The sequence below is a fragment of the Brevibacillus fortis genome (assembly GCF_003013395.1).
Taxonomy (GTDB): Bacteria; Bacillota; Bacilli; order Brevibacillales; family Brevibacillaceae; genus Brevibacillus; species Brevibacillus fortis.
On the sequence record NZ_PXZM01000003.1, the window covers coordinates 529661 to 547636 of the forward strand.

Genomic DNA, 17976 nt, shown 5'->3' on the forward strand with positions numbered 1-17976 from the left:
ATAAACGATGAAAAACCCCTTTCCGACCGAAAAGCGGAAAGGGGTTTTTGTTTGTCCCAGCTAGTTTTTATTTGTGTACAAATACGCTGGAAGTTTTCGCATCCCAGCCGACTTTATAACCAAGATTATCCGTAACGGTACGGATTGGAATCATTGGCATGCCGTTTTTGAGGACAACAGGTGTTGGCAGTTGGACTTCCGTTTTGCCTACTTTTGCTGTTTTCGATCCAACTGTAAATTTCACTACTTTGGTTCCACTGATAACAGCAACATTTGTATTGTTCCATTGCGTAGTCAGTGCCAGCGCTTCTTTAAAGAATTGGGCTGGAACCATGGTCGTATTTCCATCTGCAATGTAAGGAGCTACAGAGAGAGGATACGTTTTGCCATGCAGTGTGAAGTTTGCCGTATTTACTTTAAAGGAAGCCGAGTTCGTAGGAATAACCGTCGATGGTTGTTGCGGCTGTTGTGGTGTTGGCGTTACAGGCTTCGTTTGAGGCGAAGGCATACCTACACCAACAGCACGCGCGAACAGCAAACCTCTTTCTTCGGAAGTAAATACGCTGATGCTATATGTGTTTTTCACAGCAGGGTTTACGATGTTCGCCGCTGGATTGATCACGACATTAGCGTTTGTTGCCGCCGGAATATCCTGAGATGGATAAATCAGAACGTTTTGTCCACGAACAGCAACGAAATTCGCACCTACACCATTCACAGAAATATTAGCTGGTGCGATATAAGCCGGCACCTTGTAGCCTACTGGGAATACGATCTCGACGAAATCGCGCTGCTTTTGCAGACCAACACCCAATCCTTTGATTGCCACATTTACACCCGTTTGCTTGCCAAGTGCATTTTGCGTCAACGCGATTGTCGCGGTGCTGTTGTTCGTAGTTGTATTTGGAACAGGTACTGGATTAGTCGGGTTAGTTGGGTTGGTTGGCGTCGGGTTCACAGAAGAGCCACCGATGCTGAAGGATTTGGATTCCAAGGTTCTTCCGGAAACAGTAGCCTTCAACGTATAGCTGCCAGCCGATTTAGGATTCGAAATCCACGCCCCGTAAGTAACTTCAACCTTCACTTTGCTCGTCGCTTTGAAGCCGGTTGGCGCAACCAAGGCAATTTTGTTCCCGATTGCAGTTGCTTTCTTCGCTGATTTTCCATTGAGCAAGAAGTCTGAAGCTGTCAAAATACCCGGTACCATATCAGACGACGGGAACTCGAGAATCAGTTCTCCATCTTCTTTCAACTCTTTGCTGCCGAAGTCAGCATCAAATGTGTAGCTAGTGCGCGCTCCTGCCCCTGGATCAGACAGATTTACCGTAAAGCTGTCGGAAGCGCTGCTATTGCTGGAGCCGTTTTTCGTAATTTCGAATTCATCTGACTCATATGTCGTACCATCGTATTTCACTTTGAAAACATATTTGTCGCCGGAACTAGGATTCTCAATGCCAGCAGATTTGTCAAACTCCAGCGTAATGTAATCATCTGAGTCTGCTCCACTCGGAATCTTGATATCTACCGAGCTGCCGCTAATGCTGACGGATTTCGCTGTCGTACCGTTTACTTTTACATCGTCTTCATCAATGCTCGAAGGCAACATGCCTTTCTCCGGGAAAGTGACGGTAATGGTGGAGTTCGTCTCCAGCTCATCACTACCACTCAGAGAAATTTTGCCGAGTTTGAGGCTTACTTTTTCGCCTGCTGCTTTGCTGCTCAATGTTACGCTGTAATCGTTTTTGGACTTGCTACTACTGCTGGAGCTGCTTTTTTTGATCTCCACTTCGTCTGTGTCAGAGCTCTCATTTTCGGTTTCTACGCTTACATCATATGTACCCTTATCGTCAGGATTTGTGATCCCGCTTTTAATGGTAAACGAGATTTTATCTCCGGAATCAAAATCCTCATCCACCGTGATAATTACTTCATTGTCATCTACTTCAACTTTTTTGACATCTATACCGGAAATATCTTTCTTACTGATTTTATCATCCACATCGAAATCATCGTCGAAATCAACCGTGATGGTATCTCCGCTCGACAGGTCTTCTTCTAGCGTGAATTTAATATCATAGTCACTTTCTTTCCCGGCACCATCGTTGTCAGCTGATACATCCAATTTTTCGACAGCATATGCTTGCGGTACTGCAACAAAAGGTGTAGCGGCCAGCGCTGATGCCAGCACTATTGGTAGTGCTTTTTTACTTTTCTCCATGTTTTTCCTCCCATATTTACCGTTAATCTGGAAAATCTCTCTAGCAGGTCGCTACCAGTCTACCACAAATGCTATCTGGTGGGAATCTCTTCTAGATCATTTATGAGACTTACTGGCTCCAAATGGTAAGACGAAGATGTCTCAGAAAAAGTTACATGCGTAACGATCGAATTGGAAAATTTTTTTTGCGATTATTTCATCAAAAAACCAGGTCTTTATTTGACCTGGTTTCGATGACACCTTAGTACAGCTTGGTATCCGGCCCTACATTCTCAAGCTTTTGCTTAACACTTTGCAGGAATCGCCCACAAATCAGACCATCCAGCACGCGATGATCCAAGGACATGCACAGATTGACCATCGAACGCACTGCGATCATGTCGTTTATCACGACAGGGCGTTTCACAATGGACTCGACACTAAGAATCGCAGCTTGTGGAGCATTGATAATCGGCTGTGACAAAACAGAGCCAAAAGAACCTGTGTTGTTAACCGTAAAGGTTCCGCCCGTCATATCATCCATCGTCAATTTCCCTGCACGAGTGCGCGCTGCCAGATCGTCGACTGCCTTTGCGATACCCAGAATCGATTTTTGGTCAGCATGCTTAATCACAGGAACATAGAGAGCATCTTCCGTGGCTACTGCGATAGAGATGTTGATGTCCTTTTTCACAATGATTTTGTCATGTGCCCATGTGGAATTGATCATCGGATACTCTTTCAACGCTTCCACGACCGCTTTGATGAAGAACGGCAGGAAAGTGAGGTTGAGTCCTTCTTTTTTCGCAAATTCGCCTTTTGCCTGATTGCGGAAGTTAACCAGATTGGTCACGTCTACTTCGACCATCGTCCAAGCATGTGGAGCTTCATGTTTGCTCTGTACCATCCGGTTTGCAATCGTACGACGAATGGACGTTACAGGTACAACCTGATCACCGCTTGCAACTGGAATATCTACTGGAGCAGCAGGAGTGGAAGGTGGTGCTGACGGTGCAGGTGTTGGAGCGACAGTAGATGGTTCGACTGCTGCCACGGGAGCCTGCGCAACCGTTTCCTTCACTGTCTCAGCTGGCTTTTGTCCGCCGGCGTCGATAATCGCTTGAACATCTTTGCGTGTAATACGACCGCCTGCTCCTGTCCCTACAACTCGGGACAAATCAATGCCATGTTGCTGTGAGAGCATGACAACAGCAGGTGAATAACGTTGTTTTGGTCCATCAGCGATTGGCGCTTGCTGAATGGATACAGCCGGCGTAGCTGCCTTTGGCTGCTCAGTTGCAGGTGCTTGTGGAACTGGTATTTCTGTCGTGCTAACAGGTGTTGCAGCAGAACCTTCCGCTCCACTTTCTTCTATATAGAGAATCAATGTGCCGACAGCGACTGTCTCACCTTCTGGCACGACGATCTCAGTGACGCGTCCTGAAACGGTAGAAGGAACCTCTGCGTTTACTTTATCCGTCGTCACTTCGGCCAGTGAGTCGTATTTCTTGACTGTGTCGCCTACATTGACCAACCATTTGCTAATGGTGCCCTCGGTCACGCTCTCTCCGAGCTGGGGCATAAGTACTTTCGTTGCCATAATCCTTGGTCCTCCTCGCCTTAAAAGTTGGCCAGCTCGCGCATTGCTTCCAATACTTTTTCCGGGTTCAGCATAAAGTATTTTTCCATCGGCGGGCTGTATGGCATAGCCGGCACATCTGGACCGCAAAGTCGTTTAATCGGTGCATCCAAATCGAACAGGCAATGCTCCGCTACAATGGCAGCTACCTCACCGCCAACGCCGCCTTCTTTGTTGTCCTCGTGTACGATCAATACTTTGCCTGTCTTCGAAGCTGCTTCTACAATCGCTTCTTTGTCCAACGGATACAGTGTGCGCAAATCGAGAACATGCGCGCTGATCCCTTCTTGTGCGAGCTTTTCCGCAGCTTGCAGGCAGAAGTGCAGAGTCAAACCATAGGAGATGACAGTGATGTCTGTACCCTCTCGCTTAACGTCTGCTTTGCCAATTGGCAGCACATAGTCGTCTTCAGGCACTTCGCCCTTGATCAAACGATAGCAACGCTTGTGCTCGAAAAAGAGCACCGGATCTTCATCGCGAATGGCTGCTTTCAGAAGACCTTTTGCGTCATAAGGTGTCGAAGGTGCCACTACTTTCAAACCAGGGGTATTCGTGAACATCGCTTCTACGGATTGCGAGTGGTACAGTGCACCGTGAACCCCTCCACCGAATGGGGCACGAATCGTGATTGGGCAATGCCAGTCGTTGTTCGAACGATAGCGCATTTTCGCCGCCTCACTGACAATTTGGTTCACAGCTGGCATGATGAAGTCCGCAAACTGGATCTCCGCGATTGGACGCATACCATAAGCTGCCGCACCAATCCCTACACCGACAATGGCAGATTCAGCCAGTGGCGTATCAATCACGCGCTCCTCGCCAAACTCTTCAATCAATCCGTTTGTCGCACGGAAAACCCCACCGCGTACGCCAACGTCTTCTCCGAGAATAAACACATTGGAATCGCGACGCATTTCTTCACGCATCGCCATTGTAATTGCATCAATAAAAGAAATGACTGCCATAAAAGATCCCCCCTTATTCCCCGTATACGTATGTCATTGTCGATTCTGGTGTTGGATATGGCGCGTTTTCTGCGTATTCAGTGGCCTCATCCACTTCCAGCTGTACGCGGGCAAGCATATCCGCTTCCTTATGTTCGTCCAAAAGTCCGATCTCTCTCAAATAGGCAGCAAATACAATCAACGGGTCCTTTTTCTTCGCTTCTTCCACTTCTTCTCTCGTACGATACACACGATCGTCATCGTCACTCGAGTGTGGAACAAGGCGATACATAACAGCTTCGATCAGTGTTGGCCCTTGACCACTGCGCCCACGTTCAACCGCTTCTTTCATGACACGGTATACTTCAATCGGATCGTTTCCGTCTACACTGACTCCCGGGAAGCCGTAACCGATCGCACGGTCTGCTACACTTTCACAAGCCAACTGCTTTGTCAGTGGTACAGAGATCGCGTATTTGTTGTTTTCGCAGAAAAAGATTACCGGGAGCTTGTGGACGCCCGCAAAGTTCGCACCTTCGTGGAAGTCCCCCTGGTTGCTGGAGCCTTCTCCGAACGATGCGTACACAACAAAATCTTTTTGCTTCATTCTACCTGCCAAAGCCATACCGACAGCGTGTGGCACTTGGGTAGTCACAGGGCTTGAGCCCGACAAGATATTGTACTTCTTGCCACCGAAGTGACCTGGCATCTGTCTTCCACCGCTATTCGGATCTTCTGCCTTCGCAAATGCGGACAGCATGCAATCACGGGCTGTTTGGCCAAAGACCAGCACCAAACCAAGATCGCGATAGTACGGGCACAAGAAATCTCTGTCTTTTTCCATCGCAAAAGCTGCCCCCACCTGAGCTGCTTCCTGACCTTGGCAGGAAATCACGAACGGTACTTTGCCCGCACGATTCAACAGCCATTGGCGCTCGTCAATTTTTCTGGCCAATAGCATGTAATAATACATGTCAAGGACTTGCGCATCGGTTAATCCCACTTGCTCATGCCGCTTGGTTGTCATCGTTACATTCCCTCCTTGCTAATTGTGTATCGCTTTTCCGTCGACAGCCTGAGCTGCCTCCATGATTGCTTCTGATAAGGATGGATGCGGGTGAATTGTCTGACCGATCTCCCACGGAGTCGCATCCAGTACACGGGCCAAGCCCGCTTCGGAAATCATATCTGTCACATGTGTACCGATCATGTGAACCCCTAACAAATCATTGGTCTTGGCATCAACGACCAACTTCACAAAGCCGTCATTCTCACCGTGGATCAGTGCTTTACCCAGCGGCTTAAAGCTGAACTTGCCGATTTTCACATCATAGCCTTGTTCTTTTGCTTCTTTTTCAGTGAGTCCGACATTTGCGACTTCTGGTCGGCTATACGTACATTTCGGAACCTTGGTGTAATCCATCGGGTGCGGGTTTTGTCCAGCCATGTGCTCCACGGCGAGTATTCCTTCATGCGAAGCAACATGTGCCAATTGCAGACCGCCAATGACATCCCCAATCGCATAAATATGAGACTCTGCGGTCTGGAAAAATTCATTCACCACAACTACGCCACGCTCAACTTTGATTTCTGTTGCTTCCAAACCAATGTTTTCTACATTCGCTTGGCGTCCTACTGATACGAGTACCTTTTCGGCTTCGAAGATTTGGACTCCATCCTTGATTTCCGCCTGAATAGAGACTTTGCCTTCCCCTTTTTCCAACGATTCAGGCAGCACCTTTGCTCCCGTCACGATGTTGACTTTCCGCTTTTTCAACAGACGAGCCAACTCCTTACTCACTTCTTCATCCTCAAACGGCAAAATACGGTCGGCGTACTCCACAACAGTTACTTCCACACCGAAATCATTGAGCATGGAAGCCCACTCAATCCCGATGACACCGCCACCAACGATGACAACAGAAGCTGGCAATTGCTCCCACTGCAACGCTTCATCGCTTGTTACCACATAAGAGCCGTCGATAACCAAACCGGGAAGTGTGCGTGGACGAGAACCTGTTGCAAGCAAAAGGAACCGTGGTACGATCATTTCTTGATCGCCGTTTTCCTTTTCAATACGAACAGCACCTGCCTGCGGAGAAAAAATGGAAGGCCCCATCACTCTTCCAATGCCCTCAAAGACTGTAATGCTGCCTTTTTTCATCAAGTACTGAATCCCTTTGTGAAGTTGGTCGATGATGCCTTGCTTACGCTCTTGTATTTTCGTGAAGTCATAGCCTACAGTACCAGCCGAGACTCCGTATTTGTCAGCTTCCTTCAGGGTGGAGAATACTTCTGCACTGCGCAATAGCGCTTTGGATGGGATGCAACCACGGTGCAAGCAAGTACCACCGAGCTTTTCTTTTTCCACGATTGCTACCTTCATTCCCAATTGGGAAGCGCGGATTGCTGCTACATAACCGCCGGTACCTCCCCCGAGGACGACTAGATCAAACTCTTGAGACACCACGATCTCTCCTTTCATTCGGAAAGCTAACTTGTGTATTTACGAGAATATGAATATTCAAAGAAAACCGTTTATGTATTCCTGACCGCCCTTTCTAGAAGAGCGGACAGGAGTATGAACTTTAATAGAAGAAACGAGATTAGCGCTTGTAAACAGTCTTGCCGTTTTGCAGGAAAGTATTACGTGATCTTGCTACACTTGCAATGCGTTCTTCCGCCATACGGTCAGCAGCTTTGTAGGAAGGCACGCCATCACGTTCAGCGATTTCGTAAATTTTCAGGATGCTGTCATAGATCGTTTCTACTTTTTTCAGTGCACGCTCGCGGTTGTAGCCTTGCAGCTCGTCTGCCACATTGATTACACCACCAGCATTGATCACGTAGTCAGGTGCGTAGATCAGACCCTTTTCGTGAATTTGGTCGCCGTGTCTTTCTTCTTTCAGCTGGTTGTTAGCTGCCCCTGCAATCACTTTTGCTTTAAAGAGTGGAATAGTGTCATCGTTAATAATCGCACCCAATGCGCAAGGAGAGAAGATATCGCACTCTACGCCAAAGATCTCGTTAACGCCTACGGCTTTGGCACCGAAATCGTTCACTGCGCGATCTACGTTTTCTTGATTGATGTCCGTTACGATCAAATGCGCGCCTTCTTCATGCAGGTGGCGGCACAGATTGTACGCTACGTTTCCTACACCCTGTACGGCTACCACACGACCGGAGAGAGAATCAGAACCGTAAGCCAATTTGGCAGCGGCTTTCATTCCACGGTAGACACCGTAAGCTGTTACTGGGGATGGGTTGCCACTGGAACCGAATGCTGGAGAAACACCTGTTACGAAATCCGTTTCCAAGTGAATCATATCCATATCTGCTACTGTTGTACCTACATCCTCAGCAGTAATGTAACGGCCATTCAGTCCTTGGATATAGCGGCCGAAAGCACGGAACAGCTCTTCGCTCTTATGCTCGCGCGGATCACCGATGATAACGGCTTTACCGCCACCGATATTGAGTCCAGCTGCTGCGTTTTTGTAAGTCATCCCACGACCGAGACGCAATACGTCCACAATCGCTTCTTCTTCTGTTTTATACGGCCACATGCGCGTACCGCCGAGTGCTGGTCCTAGTGTCGTATCATGAATGCAAATGATTGCTTTTAACCCGGAATTTTCGTCTTGGCAAAATACCAATTGCTCGTAATCGTACTTTTGCATGTAATCAAAGATGTTCACTGAAGAAACCTCCCTAGTATCTTTCGTTTTCCGCTTAGGTAAGCAGGCGTAACAGTGGGCTCCATTTGGAGAATTTCCCGCCAAAAAGTATATGCAAAAGTCATGCCAATAATATCAAACTTATGAAAGCGCTTTATTTACAAGAACGTGGAATAAGCTTCCCGACGTCAAGTCTGCATTTTTTTGCATATACACGCAAAGATTTGCATGCAACATTTTGCGTAGTTAGTTCATTACTCTTCCTGCACATCCATGATGCCCAATTTTTCCATCTTGTAGTACAAACTGCGAATCGCGATTCCGAGGCGTTTCGCCGCAAGGGTGCGATTGCCTTTGGCTGCTGCCAGTTCCCGCAAAATGTGCTGGCGTTCTGCTTTTTCCACTGCTTCTTTTAATGTGGTACCAGTGGTGCCCTCTCGCTGGGTCTCTTCCTTTTTGGTCGAAACGATTCTTCTTTCCAGAGGGGGTAAATGCTCCGGCATAATGATGCGCTCGTTGATCCGCATATGAATCATCGCCCTGCCCAGTACATTCTCTAGCTCGCGTACATTGCCTGGCCAGTGATAGGACAGAAGCATCTGCAATGTTTCTTCATGCAGCTCTTCTACATTTCTTCCGTATTCCAGATTGGCTTTTCGCAGCAGATACAAAGCAATCGGCTTAATATCTTCCAAGCGCTGTCTGAGTGGCGGGATATGAATCGGTACGACGTGGAGACGATAGTACAGGTCTTCACGGAAACGTCCCGCTCCGATAGCAGCCTCCAGATTCACATGGGTAGCCGCAATGACGCGAACATCGATGTTGATTGGCTTCGTTCCACCAACTCGCACTACCTCTCGCTCCTGTAGGACGCGCAAAAGCATGACCTGCATGCTCATGGACAGCTCGCCGATCTCGTCCAAAAAGATCGTTCCACCGCTCGCTTCCTCAAACAGCCCCCGCTTTCCTCCTCGGCGCGCACCTGTAAACGCACCTTCCTCATAACCGAAAAGCTCACTCTCCAAGAGGCTCTCTGAGATCGCTGCACAATTGACCCGGATGAATTGGTTGTATTTTCGTTCACTTGCATTATGTATGGCGTGGGCAAACAGTTCTTTCCCCGTTCCCGATTCTCCACGAAGAAGGACAGTTGCTGGTGTTGACGCTGCTTTTTTGGCTTGCTCGATCGCTTGCTGCATCGGCTCACTATAGCCAATTATGTCTGCAAAGCTATATTTTGCCTCCAGATTGCGTATGATACGCCGAGCTTTCTCCAGCTCTTCTGTCAGGCGCTTGAATTCGGAAACATCGTGAATGACGCCAACGCTGCCTTTCAGCTCTCCATCGACCAGAACAGGTGCAACATTGACCATAACGTCCTTGCGTTTTGGTCCCAATTTCATGGGGACGCCTCTCACTGCCTTCTTCGTTTTCAAGACTTGCATGTGCATACTATCGCCTTCGGAAATGTCTACCGTCGCTGGTTTGCCGATGATGTCATCTTGCGAAAAGCCCGTTAGCCTCGTATAGGCCGGGTTGATCAAAAGTCCATTTCCGTATTGGTCAACGACAGATATCGCTTCATCCGAAGATTGAATGATTGCTTGCAGCATGCTCTGCAAATCTTTCAAGTTCGTCACTTCTTCTGCCAAAACCATGATCTCTGTAATATCACGGAAAATGGCGACAGCTCCGACAACTTCTCCTCGATCATTGCGGACGGGCACGCGGTTTGTAATAATCCGCGTCTGATTCGGCAAGACTTGCTCCTGATTCAATTCGGGAGAGCCTGTCTTTAATACAATATGTAACCGGGTGTTCGGTATACGCTCCGAAACTTTTGTATCCAGCACTTCACTCGCCTCAATGCCCATCAATCGCTCTGCAGCTTTATTGAACAGCGTAATAATTCCTTGGCGATTAACCCCGATGATCGCGTCATGCGTGGAGTCCAGCATCGTTTCCCGCTCCCGCTGATTTTGCATCAAGACCGCAATCAGCTTGTCGCGTTCCCGTATCAATTTCATGACGATTCTCGTAAACGTTCCTGGGATGAGCACCGTCTTATGGTTCTTTAATTGCCTGAGATGCTCATACTCCCCCAAATCCCCTGTAGCTTCTAAAATAACATCCAGATCCTCATCCAAATAAGGTCGATAATCTTGATCGACGGGAATCCCCAATGAACGAGCCAGCAGTATGCCTGGAGCGTCCGGCCGTTGATCTACGACGGCAACGACTTGTAATCGATCCATCTGGTTTAGCATCCGCAGGAGTGCTGTTCCACCACGTCCCGCACCAACGATGAGCAGCTTGTGCATGCGAGAGACCCCTCACTTTTTGAACAACCTCTTTACGATCTTACTCGTTACCATTGTACTCCAACAAATCGTTGATGGACAGGCGTTCTTCCCTAACGTGCGCTCGTTCGTGTGCAACAGGGACGGTGGACAAGGCAGTTCGCATCCGATATGATGAATAGACCGTGCTGCAGTAGTTGAGGTAGTTCAGCGTTAGAGAAAGGGGTGACCCAACCCTTGGTTTTTCAGAAAATCATTGCACTCTTAATTATGGTAATCCCGGCAGCAATCGCCATGTACGGAATCAAATTAATCCGCGACGCATTCTTCTATTCGGCCTCTCCAGATGTTGGATTTTTGTGGGGAAAACTCATTTTAGGTATACTGGCTTTCGCCATCCCTGTATGGTTTATTGCCGGATTTATTCTCCATCACGAGCGCAAAAAAAATCGCGTACAGCCCCGTTTCATGGTTCCTGAACCTGATGACGAGGACTAGACCAAACCGGACGAGCCAGTCTGGTTTTTTTTATTTTCTGCTCCTGTAGCTCTCCCCCATTGATCGAGTCGATGGAGCCAACCGACCTGTTCGATAACGCGGGAAAACGAGCAAAATTCTGCCGCAATCTGAAGACACAAAAAAAGAACGAGCATGCACACCTGTACATAAACGGGGGTCCCGATGACAAAGGTAAAGCCCGCTGCAAATCCCAAAGCATTCGACCCTGTATCTCCGAGCATGATTTTGCCGCCAGCGTCATGGGGAAACATGAGTATACTTGCAATGAAAACAGGGATCAAAAAAATCCAGTTTGCCGTCGCTGCACTGGCCCACATTATCCATAGGCCAAAAGCGCCTGCCAGTGCTGTTAGACACCAAAACATTTTGAGCGCCCGTCCAGGCCTCAAATCAAACAAGTTAATAATATTGGGGGAGAGTGCAAGTAAACCAAAGGAAACAATACCTGACCACAACGAGTTCGAAAGAGTTAAGGAAAGACAAAAAGCCGTGCTTGTCCCACCAATCAGCTTCCACATGCCGCTCGTCATTCGCCTCTCTCTCCATAACACGCCGAAATGTCCACGAAAGCCTTTTGCATCTCGATCTGATGCGCGATCATCACGCCATCCCCAAAATGCCATTATAAGCATTCCTATTACGAATAAAATACCGTGCAGGAGAAGCTCGCTTTTGGCCCCTCTGAGCAAAAGCAGTCCTACGAGCACAATCCCGGTTATAGCGCTCGAATATACGAGGATGAGCCCTCCCGCTGTCAGCACGGGGTCTCCATCGTAATTGAATCGACTCATCCCCAGTGCGCAGAGCTTTTGGGTAACCATTTTATGCAGCAGGCGGTTAAGCACTAGCGGAAAAACGACCGCGAAGAGCAGCATGAGGACTATGATTTTCGTTTCCACTCCTGCCCCTCCCACCATTTCCAGCATAACGTTCGGCTAATCGCGACAAACTCTTTCCCACGATGGCGGAAGCCTGCCCAATCGTTTTTCGTTTCACGGTGCGAAAAAAAGACAGGGACCTCTGCTACACGATACCCTGCCCGCAAAGCATCGACAGTGAGCCCCACCTCAATGCCAAATCCTTTATCCTGACTCCCCAACCGGTTAAGAAGCTCGCGACGAATTGCCCGTTGTCCCGATAAAGGAGCTCTTGCTTCAAAGCCTGTCAACATCCGGATGCCATGATGGGCCAAGCCTTTTGCTAATCCGAGACCTGCTTTTACTTGCGGAGGCGGAAGAACAGCTACGGCCATATCACAAACATCTTGCAGAACCGGCGCAAGCAAATGTGCGGCTTCTGCTGCGCTGTCTCGCAAATCACCGTCGAGAAGCATGACCACATCCCCGCTGGCGCACTTCCAGCCCAGTTGAACAGCAGCACCTTTCCCTTGATTGCGCGGCGCACGAATCACCTTATCCGCCCACTTGCTTGCGATATCTGCCGTCTCATCTTTACTGCCATCATCGACGACGATTAATTCATCACAAAAAAAGCGTTCACGGATGGCACGAAGTGTATCACCGATGGAAGCCTGTTCGTTGAACGCTGGGATGACGACGCTAACTTTTTTCACGCGAGTCCTTCCTCTCTGCCAATCTATTTTGCACTTGCTCCAAAAGTGACCATTGTTTGGCAGGAGAGTCTGGCACTTCTCCAACCTGAATCCAGGAATTCGCCTGTTTTTCCCGTAGCCAAAGTGGTGCTTGCCTGGCGACAACCAAAAGCACGCCATCTTCCCAACTGTTTCCCTCGCGATAAGAAACCACTTCTATCCCTACTGAATACATCAGTTGCTTAATCCGTTCAGCAACGTTGCCATCCTCCTGCCAAACATACACCTTACTTCCCGCAAGTTCATCCACATAGCGTATGCTCATGAGTTGGACGACCTCTTCGTTGCTGCGCGCAACTTCCTTGAGCAATCGATTCATTTGCTGCCTTAATTCATGGTTGCTTTTGAGAGCGTGATCGTACTTTGCTTCCATTTTGGAAAGAATCTCTTTTGTTCCTTGCGAAATCCATGAATGGCCTGCCGTCCCTCCTAACAAGATACCTACCCCAAGTGCGACAAATATGGCAGCCAGTGAAATCAAATGATAGCGGAAGGGTATCATGTATACCTCCATGAAAGTGCGTTGTTCATAAAGCCCAAGTCCGCCACTGGGTCCAGATCATGTGTACAGCATGTCGGGCGATTGGATTAATGACGAGCGCGGCTGAAACAGGTAGAAGCATAGCGACTATACACCAACTCCACAGTTTCCATGACTCGCTCGGCCGATAGAGATGACTAACTCCTTTGGCATCAATTAGCTTCGTCCCGATCTTCGTGCGGACCAATAACGTGCTCGCCATACCTTTGCGCCCTTTTTCCAGAAAATCAATCATACTAGTATGGGCGCCGATCGTGACGATCAGTTCAGCCTCCTTTTCGTACGCTAATAGCATCGCCACATCTTCGCTCGTACCGGGCGCAGGCAAGACATGACACGGTAAACCGAGAGCTTTTATACGGGTCGTTCCAGGTGCTGTTCCATCCACAAAAGCATGTACGACGATCTCCGCACCGCTTTGGAGCGCTCTGTCCGAGACACTGTCCATATCTCCCACAATCAGGTCTGGACGATACCCTGCAGCCATGAGAGCATCTGCACCGCCATCGACTCCGATCAATACAGGACGATATTCCCGAATGTAGGAAGAAAGCGTCAGTAAGTCCTCTTTGTAATGTTTACCGCGAACGACGACAACCACATGTCGCTGTTCCATTTTTGTATGTAATCGCACATGGCAAAGTGGTTTTAAAAATAGGTCTTTTTCCTTGCTAGCGTACAAAAGTGTATTGTCAATAAACGAAGAGAGTGTGTCATCCAACTTATCGTGTGCTTCATGCCATCGGTTTAAAACGGATGGCACCGTAACTTGCAGCAACCTACATACATGGACCCACTTCTCTTCCAGAAAGATGTACAGATTTTCTTCAAGGATCGTTGCATACTTGCCTTCGATCCATTCCATGAACGAATCCGACACATCTACATCCAACACTTCATAGAGTGTGACACCGTTTGTTAAAAGTCGACGAGCCCCTTCAGCCGGGTATTGCCCCGTCATGAATGGCGAAAGGTTAAGGACGACTTTTACCCCTCTTTCCAACAAGGACTGTGCTGCTATTTCATCAACGTCCGGGTGATCAATGATGGCGATATGATGGGAGTGGAGACGTTTGCACAACTGCTTCGTCTTCAGATCAGCTGCTACGACAGCCATGAATGAATGTGCTGCAGAACCTTTTTGTTTGCCCACTTTTCCACCTCCGCTCTTAGTATGCTAAATATTTCCTTGCTACATGCAAAAAACGGTCCCATCATGTTTCATGAAAATATCGAGATGTTTTTCACAAAAAAAAGAAGCTGTGCAAATGCACAACCTCTTTTAAGCGAAGCGTTTTCAGTTTAATCTACGCACCCTTGACCATGTAGTAAATGATCAAACCATCTGCGAACAGGAACACCACCAAAGATACAAAGCCAAATAAGATTGCAAATGTGTTTTTCGCTTTGATGGAACTCAAACAGCCCCAAGCAATAAAGAATGTGAAGATAAACATCAGGATGTCAAATAAAACGATTTTCATGAACGACAACTCCTTCACCATGATGACGCAAACCGGAATACAATGGCAATTCCATTATATAGCTTCACGTATTATGAGACAAGCATATCCAAATTTGTGAACAAAAAGTTTCACAATTATTCCCCTTTTATTGTGCCACATGTTGCGCTACCTATCCATATACTCCAGCAATCTTGCTCAATCCATTTTACTTGCCCGGCTACATGATCATGGATGGTATGAACGAGGTCTTTCAGTTCCACATCTGTCAATTGATGCAAAATGGAGCGGCCTTTTCTTGATAGCAAGTCAGCTTGGAGTTCAGACCAGCTATCGTATTCGCGTCTTGTCTCCCATAACGTAGTTTTGTTCACCTGTTCAAGCCCTGCTAACTTCATCGTGTTCTGCACCGTTGTATCATCCGGTCTGCGTGTCTGTTCTATCGTGAGCAATCGCGGGAATCGGGTAAAGAAATAGCCGCGAAAATGAGTCGGCGAGGCTGGCATTTTGACATCTTCCATCGTCCGGTCTTGGATCAGGCATATTCCCCCCGGTGCCAATAACCTGATCACTTCTTTAAAAAACTTCTGCAAGTCTTGTTCAGGAAAATGATGGATCAATGCGCGAGCAAATACAATATCCGCACAGTGACTTGGTAAGCCTGTTGCACGGGCATCCCCCTGTGCAATCGAAATCTTCGGATCGTCAGCGCATTGCTCTCTCGCCGCTTCTACCATCACATGGGAAAAGTCAACGCCCGTGACAGTAGCAGCCCCTAACCCAGACCAAGCCTTACTGTAAATTCCACCGCCACAACCGATGTCCACGACGTTTTTTCCCACGGGATTGATGAGTGACAGGATCGTCTGACTCCACGAATCGTCTGCGGTTCTTCCTGTATAGCTCAGCTGGTTTTTCTCAGCGTGAAAATCAATCGTCATTCCTGCTTCGCCTCCATGAACTCCAGTCGGTTTCCAAATGGATCCTCTGTGAAAAAGCGGATAAGGTGAGGGATTTCTTCGTCAATCCGAATCGATACCCCATGTGCTTGCAGATGCTCCATTAGCGAGCCAATGTTTTGCACGAGGAATGCGGGATGTGCTTTTTTCGCGGGAATGAACCCTTCTTCGATTCCAATATGAATCATTTGAGCGCCACATTGAAACCATACACCACCTCGAACGAGAAGCTTCTCTGGCTTTGGAACCTCGGGCATTCCCAAAAGCTCACCGAAAAACTTGCGCGCTACGTCCTCTGCTCCGGCTGGTGCTGCTAATTGTATATGATCGAGCCCAATCCATTCATGCTTTGTTGTCATCTTCTTCGTTTCCTCCTCTTTTCTTGCACAGAACCATCCATTCGTCAATCTGATGGGTCAATACTCTGCCTTCCTTACTCGTAAGTCCTAGATATTCCTTTTGTTCATCTGTAGCGTTCAGCAGCATTTTTTCGACGGCCGCTTCCTGCTCAGATGATTCGGAAGTGCGCTGGACCCACGGTAAAAACTCAAACTTTTTTTTGCGTTGTTGCTGCTTTTGTGGGGCCAAGCCATTCGCTTCACACAAATCGCGCCATTCACTTACGGAAAGACAGCGAACATGACTGGGATCGCGTGTTTTCTCTACCTCATTTATGAATGCCGAGAGTGACGACTCCTCAGGTGAAACGTTGTCGATGAACAGAAACAACCCACCAGGGGACAGCACTCGACTCACCTCATAAACAAAAGCCGCGGGATCTGGAAAATGATGAGCCGCGATTCGGCATGTGACGATCTCAAATGATTCATCGAGAAACGGGAGTGATTCTGCATCGGCCTGAACATACATCACATTTTTGACAAGTGCTGTATCATTAGCCGCAGACGCCGCCATAAGCATCGGGCGAGTCAAGTCCGTGGCGACGACCAAGCTCACATGTGGAGCCAATGTCCTCGCTACGTGCCCACCTCCTGTGGCGATATCCAGTGCCCGCCACTTCTCTGATGGCTGCATCCACTCCACCATCAGTTCTAGGTCGCTGCCTTTTGCATGCGTCTTGCTTTGCACGTATTGCTCCGCATTTTTTCCAAATTGCGCTTGCACAGCCTGTTTAATCTCCTCATGATTCTTCATCGGGAACACCTCCTGCCCTAATCATATTCCAATGTTTGTCATCCTTGTTATAGAATACAGATAACTAGTTATCGAGAATTTGAATAGGAGGCAACTAACAGTGGATCGAGAAAGTCTTGAGGTATTTTTGACGATTGCTCGTCATGGATCAATTAATCGTGCTGCACAGGCATTGTTTTTGGCGCAATCAACACTGACGCACCGATTGAAGCAGCTTGAGCGCCAGGTTGGGAGTGCGCTATTTGTTCGCACTGCCTCAGGGGTCAGTCTCACAGGTGAAGGACGTCGATTACTACCTGTTGCTACGAACATCGTGGAGCAAATGCGCTCCTTTATCCAAGAGAAAGAACAGCGCCAATCGATGAACATCGTCGCAGGAAAGGCTTTTGTCGCCTATGAGCTGCCGCGACTGATCGGGGAGTACCGTATTGCTCATCCGGGCTTTACTTGCTACGTCCGTTCTACGTTGTACGAAGAATCCCTCAGCGCTCTGCTAACGGGAACGGCTGATATTGCCTTCCTCGGGAGTGAAATGTATCATCCACATATCCATCAAGAATTTCTTCCCAGTGATCGGCTCCTGCTCGTCATGGCGCCCAGCCATCCTTGGGCTAGCGAGTTTCCTGGTTTTCAGGCATGGGGAACTGAGGAAATGATTGTTTTCGGGAATCACACCGCTCCCTATCGCCAACGGATTGACCGCTATCTGGCACAGCAGGGAGTTTTTCCGAATATTATTATGGAACTCGACAGCTTTAATGCTGTTAAAAAAATGGTCGAACGCCAGCTAGGAATCACGATCCTTCCGGAAAGAACCATACAACACGAGTTAGCGACCGGAAGATTGGTCGCATACGATTTCGCAAACGGTGAATTAGTACGCCCTACACTCATCGCCTACCTGCATCCAAAAAAAGAGGACGATGCTTTCCAGCAATTCGTCCAATGGATCAAGGAACATTATTAA

At 48.1% G+C, this 17976-nt stretch carries 17 protein-coding genes; 2 read left to right on the top strand and 15 right to left on the bottom strand.

Annotated elements, in window-relative coordinates:
- Window positions 1-67: 67 nt before the first annotated feature.
- The 7 genes from C7R93_RS04185 to C7R93_RS04215 form a co-directional block, all read right to left on the bottom strand.
- On the bottom strand, window positions 68-2218 hold the full coding sequence (locus C7R93_RS04185; RefSeq protein WP_106837604.1) for a copper amine oxidase N-terminal domain-containing protein: 2151 nt from the start codon (window positions 2216-2218) through the stop codon (window positions 68-70).
- A 241-nt stretch (window positions 2219-2459) separates the two neighbouring features.
- Window positions 2460-3797 carry a dihydrolipoamide acetyltransferase family protein gene (locus tag C7R93_RS04190; RefSeq protein WP_106837605.1) on the bottom strand — a complete coding sequence of 446 codons (1338 nt, stop codon included), beginning with the start codon at window positions 3795-3797 and terminating at the stop codon, window positions 2460-2462.
- Between the two features lie 20 nt (window positions 3798-3817).
- On the bottom strand, window positions 3818-4801 hold the full coding sequence (locus C7R93_RS04195; RefSeq protein ID WP_106837606.1) for an alpha-ketoacid dehydrogenase subunit beta: 984 nt from the start codon (window positions 4799-4801) through the stop codon (window positions 3818-3820).
- A 13-nt stretch (window positions 4802-4814) separates the two neighbouring features.
- Entirely contained in the window at window positions 4815-5807 is a 993-nt protein-coding gene (locus C7R93_RS04200) for a thiamine pyrophosphate-dependent dehydrogenase E1 component subunit alpha (protein ID WP_106837607.1), read from the bottom strand.
- A gap of 18 nt (window positions 5808-5825) precedes the next feature.
- Window positions 5826-7247, bottom strand: coding sequence for a dihydrolipoyl dehydrogenase (lpdA, locus tag C7R93_RS04205; protein ID WP_106837608.1), 1422 nt, complete (start codon window positions 7245-7247; stop codon window positions 5826-5828).
- A gap of 139 nt (window positions 7248-7386) precedes the next feature.
- Window positions 7387-8478: a Glu/Leu/Phe/Val dehydrogenase dimerization domain-containing protein gene (locus C7R93_RS04210; protein WP_106837609.1), complete on the bottom strand. Its 1092-nt coding sequence runs from the start codon at window positions 8476-8478 to the stop codon at window positions 7387-7389.
- A 233-nt stretch (window positions 8479-8711) separates the two neighbouring features.
- Window positions 8712-10781: a sigma 54-interacting transcriptional regulator gene (locus tag C7R93_RS04215; protein WP_106837610.1), complete on the bottom strand. Its 2070-nt coding sequence runs from the start codon at window positions 10779-10781 to the stop codon at window positions 8712-8714.
- A 216-nt stretch (window positions 10782-10997) separates the two neighbouring features.
- On the opposite strand from C7R93_RS04215, the gene C7R93_RS04220 reads away from it, so the two are divergent.
- Window positions 10998-11258 carry a DUF2627 domain-containing protein gene (locus tag C7R93_RS04220; RefSeq protein ID WP_007720834.1) on the top strand — a complete coding sequence of 87 codons (261 nt, stop codon included), beginning with the start codon at window positions 10998-11000 and terminating at the stop codon, window positions 11256-11258.
- On the opposite strand, the gene C7R93_RS04225 is transcribed toward C7R93_RS04220, so the two are convergent.
- The 8 genes from C7R93_RS04225 to C7R93_RS04260 all read right to left on the bottom strand — a co-directional run bounded on the left by C7R93_RS04225 (window position 11255) and on the right by C7R93_RS04260 (window position 17009).
- On the bottom strand, window positions 11255-12178 hold the full coding sequence (locus C7R93_RS04225) for a UDP-N-acetylmuramyl pentapeptide phosphotransferase (RefSeq protein ID WP_244191436.1): 924 nt from the start codon (window positions 12176-12178) through the stop codon (window positions 11255-11257). The two genes, C7R93_RS04220 and C7R93_RS04225, sit on opposite strands and share 4 nt — an antisense overlap.
- The gene (locus C7R93_RS04230) at window positions 12160-12852 is read right to left on the bottom strand and encodes a glycosyltransferase family 2 protein (RefSeq protein ID WP_106837612.1); all 693 of its coding nucleotides are present in this window, start codon (window positions 12850-12852) and stop codon (window positions 12160-12162) included. The genes C7R93_RS04225 and C7R93_RS04230 overlap by 19 nt, the downstream gene beginning before the upstream one ends.
- Window positions 12839-13393: a copper transporter gene (locus tag C7R93_RS04235; RefSeq protein ID WP_106837613.1), complete on the bottom strand. Its 555-nt coding sequence runs from the start codon at window positions 13391-13393 to the stop codon at window positions 12839-12841. Before C7R93_RS04235 ends, C7R93_RS04230 begins: the two co-directional genes overlap by 14 nt.
- A gap of 25 nt (window positions 13394-13418) precedes the next feature.
- Window positions 13419-14585, bottom strand: a complete 1167-nt coding sequence (steA, locus tag C7R93_RS04240; protein ID WP_106837614.1) for a putative cytokinetic ring protein SteA — start codon at window positions 14583-14585, stop codon at window positions 13419-13421.
- A gap of 154 nt (window positions 14586-14739) precedes the next feature.
- On the bottom strand, window positions 14740-14916 hold the full coding sequence (locus C7R93_RS04245; protein WP_106837615.1) for a DUF2759 family protein: 177 nt from the start codon (window positions 14914-14916) through the stop codon (window positions 14740-14742).
- Between the two features lie 116 nt (window positions 14917-15032).
- Entirely contained in the window at window positions 15033-15836 is an 804-nt protein-coding gene (locus C7R93_RS04250) for a class I SAM-dependent methyltransferase (RefSeq protein ID WP_106837616.1), read from the bottom strand.
- Entirely contained in the window at window positions 15833-16213 is a 381-nt protein-coding gene (locus C7R93_RS04255; RefSeq protein ID WP_106837617.1) for a VOC family protein, read from the bottom strand. The genes C7R93_RS04250 and C7R93_RS04255 overlap by 4 nt, the downstream gene beginning before the upstream one ends.
- Window positions 16197-17009 carry a class I SAM-dependent methyltransferase gene (locus C7R93_RS04260; protein ID WP_106837618.1) on the bottom strand — a complete coding sequence of 271 codons (813 nt, stop codon included), beginning with the start codon at window positions 17007-17009 and terminating at the stop codon, window positions 16197-16199. Before C7R93_RS04260 ends, C7R93_RS04255 begins: the two co-directional genes overlap by 17 nt.
- Window positions 17010-17109: 100 nt before the next feature.
- On the opposite strand from C7R93_RS04260, the gene C7R93_RS04265 reads away from it, so the two are divergent.
- Window positions 17110-17976, top strand: a complete 867-nt coding sequence (locus C7R93_RS04265) for a LysR family transcriptional regulator (protein ID WP_106837619.1) — start codon at window positions 17110-17112, stop codon at window positions 17974-17976.